5 protein-coding genes are annotated in these 4,884 nt (G+C 71.5%); 4 read left to right on the forward strand and 1 reads right to left on the reverse strand.

Annotated features, from left to right (window positions below):
* The first annotated feature begins 69 nt into the window (after positions 1–69).
* Together E1283_RS31660 and E1283_RS31665 are read left to right on the forward strand one after the other, a co-directional pair.
* On the forward strand, positions 70–1,494 hold the full coding sequence (locus E1283_RS31660) for an Nramp family divalent metal transporter (protein ID WP_132821614.1): 1,425 nt from the start codon (positions 70–72) through the stop codon (positions 1,492–1,494).
* Positions 1,495–1,600: 106 nt separating this feature from the next.
* Positions 1,601–2,305, forward strand: a complete 705-nt coding sequence (locus E1283_RS31665; RefSeq protein ID WP_132821615.1) for a class I SAM-dependent methyltransferase — start codon at positions 1,601–1,603, stop codon at positions 2,303–2,305.
* Here E1283_RS31665 and E1283_RS31670 read toward each other — a convergent pair.
* Positions 2,290–3,237 carry an ABC transporter substrate-binding protein gene (locus tag E1283_RS31670; RefSeq protein ID WP_165956315.1) on the reverse strand — a complete coding sequence of 316 codons (948 nt, stop codon included), beginning with the start codon at positions 3,235–3,237 and terminating at the stop codon, positions 2,290–2,292. The genes E1283_RS31665 and E1283_RS31670 overlap by 16 nt on opposite strands.
* Here E1283_RS31670 and E1283_RS31675 point away from each other — a divergent pair.
* Together E1283_RS31675 and E1283_RS31680 are read left to right on the forward strand one after the other, a co-directional pair.
* Positions 3,125–4,000, forward strand: a complete 876-nt coding sequence (locus tag E1283_RS31675) for a carbohydrate ABC transporter permease (RefSeq protein WP_243745242.1) — start codon at positions 3,125–3,127, stop codon at positions 3,998–4,000. The two genes, E1283_RS31670 and E1283_RS31675, sit on opposite strands and share 113 nt — an antisense overlap.
* Positions 4,000–4,869, forward strand: a complete 870-nt coding sequence (locus E1283_RS31680) for a carbohydrate ABC transporter permease (RefSeq protein WP_132821617.1) — start codon at positions 4,000–4,002, stop codon at positions 4,867–4,869. Before E1283_RS31675 ends, E1283_RS31680 begins: the two co-directional genes overlap by 1 nt.
* Positions 4,870–4,884: the final 15 nt, after the last annotated feature.

Raw genomic sequence — 4,884 nt, forward strand, 5'->3', positions numbered from 1 at the left:
GCTCCGCTCCCTGCCTTCCCCCACCCCGCTCCCGGTCCGGCATCGGCGCCGGACAGAGAGGATCTTGGCATGGCTACGACAAAGGCCGACTCGGTGACCGGTGTCGCCGAGGAGGCCGACCCCTACCGGCTCGACCCGAAGGACGTACTCGAACCGCCCACCACGCTCGCCGGGCGGCTGCGCTACCTCGGTCCCGGTCTGGTCCTCTCGGCCGCCATCGTCGGCTCCGGCGAACTGATCGCCACCACCGCGCTGGGCGCCAGGGCCGGCTTCGTGCTGCTCTGGCTGGTCATCATCAGCGCCACCGTCAAGGTCTGGATCCAGGCCGAACTCGCCCGCTGGACCATCCTCAACGGCCGCACCGCGCTGGAGGGCTACCGGGACGTCAGCCCCAGGATCGGGCCCCTCGGCTGGATCAACTGGCTGTGGATCGGCATGGACTTCGCCAAGATGTTCCAGCGCGGCGGCATCATCGGCGGCACCGCCGCCGCCTGTTCCATCATGTGGCCGATCACCGGCGACGCGCTGAGCTTCGCCTCGCTCGCCACCTGGACGGTGATCATCACCGCGAGCGCCGTGCTGCTCCTGCGGACCGGCCGCTACGCCACCGTCGAGCGGGCGGCCGTCGCGTCCGTCATCATCTTCACCACCATCACCGTCGGCCTGGCGCTCTCCCTGCCGTTCACCGACTTCGGCTACGGCCCGTCCGACCTCGGCGAGGGCCTGAGCCTCACCATCCCCGCCGGCACCCTCGGGATCGCCCTCGCCATGTTCGGCCTGACCGGCGTCGGCGCCGACGAGATGACCACCTACACCTACTGGTGCATGGAGAAGGGCTACGCCCGCTGGACCGGACCCGACGACGGCTCCGAGGAGCGGGCCGGGCGCGCCGAGGGCTGGCTGAGGGTGATGCGCCTCGACGTCACCGTCTCCTGGTTCGTCTGCACCCTCTGCACGCTCGCCTTCTACGTCATCGGCGCCTCCGTGCTGCACCCCCAGGACCTGGTGCCCGAGGGCAACGAGGTGATCACCACCCTCTCCCGGATGTACACCGACACCATGGGGCCGTGGGCCAAGTACGTCTTCCTGGTGGGCGCGATCGCCGTGCTCTACTCCACCCTCATCGGCTCCACCGCCAGCGTGCCGCGGCTGTGGGCCAACTCCCTCGGCCTGCTCGGCGTCATCGACTGGAACGACCTGCGGGCCCGCCGCCGCACCATCCGGCTGCTCACCGTCATCCTGCCGCCGCTGTGGGCCGCCTCCTTCCTGTGGGTCCAGTCGCCGGTGCTGATGGTGCAGATCGGCGGCATCGGCGGCGGGATCTTCCTGTGCGCCGTGGTCGTCGCCGTCTGGCGGCTGCGCACCGTCGGCGTCGACCGACGCTTCCGCGGCAACCCCTGGCTCACCGTCGCCCTGGTCCTCAGCAGCGCGGCCATCGCCTTCCTCGGCGTCTACGCCGTCCTGGACGTCTTCGGCATCTCCGTCGCCGAGTAGCGGCCCCCCGCTCCCGTCCGCCCTCGGCGGACACGTGACCGCCGTGCCCCGCCCCGGGCAGAGATGCCGGGGACAGGACACGGCGGTCACGTTCGAGGAGGACCCGATGGCACCCACGGCCGCGTACGACGAGATAGCCGACTGGTACGAGAGCGAGTTCCTGCCCGACGGCCGACGCGCGGGCCCGGCCGGTGACCCCCTCGAACTCCACCGCCTGCTGGGCGAGTTGCTGGGCGAGGGCGTCGGCGCCTGCCTGGAGATCGGCTGCGGCACCGGTGCCAACGCGGCCTGGGTGCGTGCCCTCGGCCGGACCCCGGTCGGCGTCGACCTCTCCGCCGGGATGCTGCGCCACGCCCGAGGCCGGCTGCCGGCCGCCCGCGCCGACGCGACCAGGCTGCCGATCGCGGACGGCTCCGTGCCGGCCGTGCTCGCGATGATGGTGCACACCGACATGCCCGACTACCCGGCCGTACTCCGCGAGGCCGCCCGCGTGCTCCGCCCCGGCGGCCGGCTCGTCCACATCGGCGTCCACCCCTGCTTCTGCGGCGGCTTCGCCGACCGCGCCGACCCCGAGGCCGTGGTCCTCCGCCCCGGCTATCTCGACGGCCACTGGACGAGGGACTCCTGGACCACCCGGGGCCTGCGCGACAAGGTCGGCGCCAGCCACTGGCCGCTGCCCGCCCTGCTCGCCGCCTTCGGCGCCGCCGGCCTCGTCCTCGACGCCTTCGGCGAGGGCGGCTCGCCGGTGCCCACGGTGCTGGCGGTCAGGGCGGTGAAGCCGGTGGGCGCGGGCACTCAGGTGGTGGGGTAGTAGTCCTCGATGGGGCCGAGCGGGACGAAGTCGCCGTCCCTGACCTGGCAGAGGTGGGGACCCGAGCCCTGGTAGGCGCCGTTGACGAAGCGGGTCTCCCCGGTGAGCCCCCGGTGGCTGCCGTTGGCCAACGCGTCGAACACGGTCTGCCGGTTCAGCTCGGTGCCGTCGAGGCCGCCCACCGCCTCGACGATCATCGCGGTGACGTCGTAGGCGCGGGCCGCGTAGTAGTCCGCTCCCACGTCGTACGCCTCCTGGAGGCGGGCGGCGAAGTCCTCCGTCTCGGGGCTGGTGTTCTGACGGACGACGAAGGACGCCAGGTACCACCCCTCGGCCGCCTCGCCGGCCCGCTCGACGAAGTCCGGGAACATGGCCCGGTCGCCGGATATCCCGACGCCGGAGAAGCCCGCCGAGGCGAGCGCGGCGGCCAGCGCGCCCGCCGGTCGGCTGTTGCCGAGGAACGCCACCGCGTCCGCGCCCGACTCGACGATCCGGCCGGCGAGGGCGTCGATGTCGGTCACGTCTTCCTCCAGCGAATCCCGCTCCCCGAAGTAGTCGCCCTCGGCACGTGCCACGAGAACCTTGTGCACCTCGTTGGCCACCTCGACGCCGTAATCCTCCCGGTCGTCGATCACGGTCGCCCGGAAGGTCTCCGGATGCCGGGCCAGGAACTCGCCGATCTCCGTGCCGGACCGCTCGTCGTTCGGCACCGCGCACAGCAGGGTGCCGAACTCCGGGTTGTCGGCCTCGGCCTCGGTGACCGAGTGGACCACGAAGGTGAGGCCGGCCGCGCTGTACAGGCTGCCGGCCTCCGCGACCGTGTCGAAGCTCGCGGGACCGACCACGGCGAGGACGTCCTCGTCGTCGATCGCGCGCTGGGCGGCGCCGGCGGCGCGCTCGGCCTGGCCGCGGTCGGTCCTCCTCAGCCTCACCTCCTGGGACGGCATCACCCCGGACCGGGAGTACGTCGGCCTCGACAACTACCGGCACCTCGCCGACGACCCGGTGATCGGCACCGCCGTCCGCAACAACCTGCTGTGGACCCTCGTCACCATCCTGCTCCCCATGCTGCTCGGCCTCGCCCTGGCCCTGGCCCTCAACAGCCGCCTGGTGCTCGGCCGTTCGTTCCTCCGCACGATCTTCTACGCGCCCGCCGTGCTGCCGCTGGTCTCCGTCGCCACCATCTGGGGCTGGCTCTACAACCCCACCGACGGCGCGATCAACGAGGCCCTCGGCACCCTCGGCCTCGACTCCCTCACCCGCGCCTGGCTCGGCGACGACTCCACCGCGCTGTGGGCCACCATGGTCCCCGCCGTCTGGGTGCGCACCGGCTTCCCGCTGCTGCTCTACCTGGCCGCCCTGCAGACCATCCCCAGAGAACTCCACGAGTCCGCCACGACGGACGGCGCCACGGCGTGGCAGCGCTTCCGCCACGTGACCCTGCCGGCGCTGCGCCCCACCAACCACATCGTGCTGGCGCTCTCGCTGATCGAGTCGTTCAAGGTCTTCGACCTGATCTACGCCCTCACCTACGGCGGCCCCGGACGCTCCACCCAGGTCCTCGGCACCTGGATGTACTTCAACGTCTTCCAGTACTACCAGTCGGGCTACGGGGCGGCGATCGCCGTCGTCATCACGCTGGTCGCCGTGTTCGTCGGCATCCCCTATGTGCTCTCCCAGACGAAGGACTCGTGATGGCGACGATCCCCGGCCCCCGCCTCACCGCACGCGTCACCCCCCGCCTCACCCCGCGTTCCGTCGGCCTCACCGTGGGCCTGGGCCTGCTCGCGCTGCTCTGGTTCGGGCCGCTGCTGGTGCTCGTCACCACCGCGCTGCGCACCGGCGCCGACCTGGCGTCGTCCGGGACCGTCTCCTGGCCGGGCTCCTGGACCCTCGACAACTTCGGCAACGCCTGGGACGTCGGCGACTTCTCCACCACCTACCGCAACAGCCTGCTCATCACCGTCGTCAAGGTGCCGCTCGGCGTGGCGGTCTCGGCGCTGCTCGCCTACGCGCTGGCCAAGCTCGACCTGCGCTTCCGGCGATCGGTGATGTTCTTCGTCTTTCTCGGACTGACCGTTCCGCTCTACATCGCGATCGTCCCGCTCTTCACCATGCTCAGGTCCGTCTACCTCACGGACACCCTGGTGGGGCTGCTCCCGGCCTACCTCGCCTTCGGCATCCCCTTCACCACCCTGGTGCTGCACCAGTTCTTCCGGCGCATCCCCGACGAGCTGATCGAGGCCGCCCGGGTGGACGGGGCCGGCAACTTCCGGATCTTCTGGCAGTTCATCCTGCCGCTCTCGCTGCCCGCGCTGGTCACCGTCGCCATCCTCGACACCGTCGCCACCTGGAACGAGCTGCTGATCGCGCTGATCATGCTCAGCTCGCCGGAGAACAGCACCATCCCGCTCGGCATGCTCAACTTCAACGGCGCCTTCTCCACCGACTACACCGGGCTCAGCGCCGGCATCCTGATCGCCGTCGTGCCGATCCTCGGGCTCTACGCCCTCCTCCAGCGCTGGATCGTCGGCGGCCTGACGGCCGGCGCCATCAAGGGCTGACCCGCGCCCCCGCCC

The sequence above is a fragment of the Streptomyces hainanensis genome (genome assembly GCF_004348415.1).
Classification (GTDB): Bacteria; Actinomycetota; Actinomycetes; order Streptomycetales; family Streptomycetaceae; genus Streptomyces; species Streptomyces hainanensis.

Excerpts from the sequence above, each read along its gene's own strand:
- E1283_RS31680 (WP_132821617.1), top strand. The coding sequence starts at position 4,000 with ATGGCGACGATCCCCGGCCCCCGCCTCACCGCACGCGTCACCCCCCGC.
- E1283_RS31665 (WP_132821615.1), top strand. The coding sequence starts at position 1,601 with ATGGCACCCACGGCCGCGTACGACGAGATAGCCGACTGGTACGAGAGC.
- E1283_RS31660 (WP_132821614.1), top strand. The coding sequence starts at position 70 with ATGGCTACGACAAAGGCCGACTCGGTGACCGGTGTCGCCGAGGAGGCC.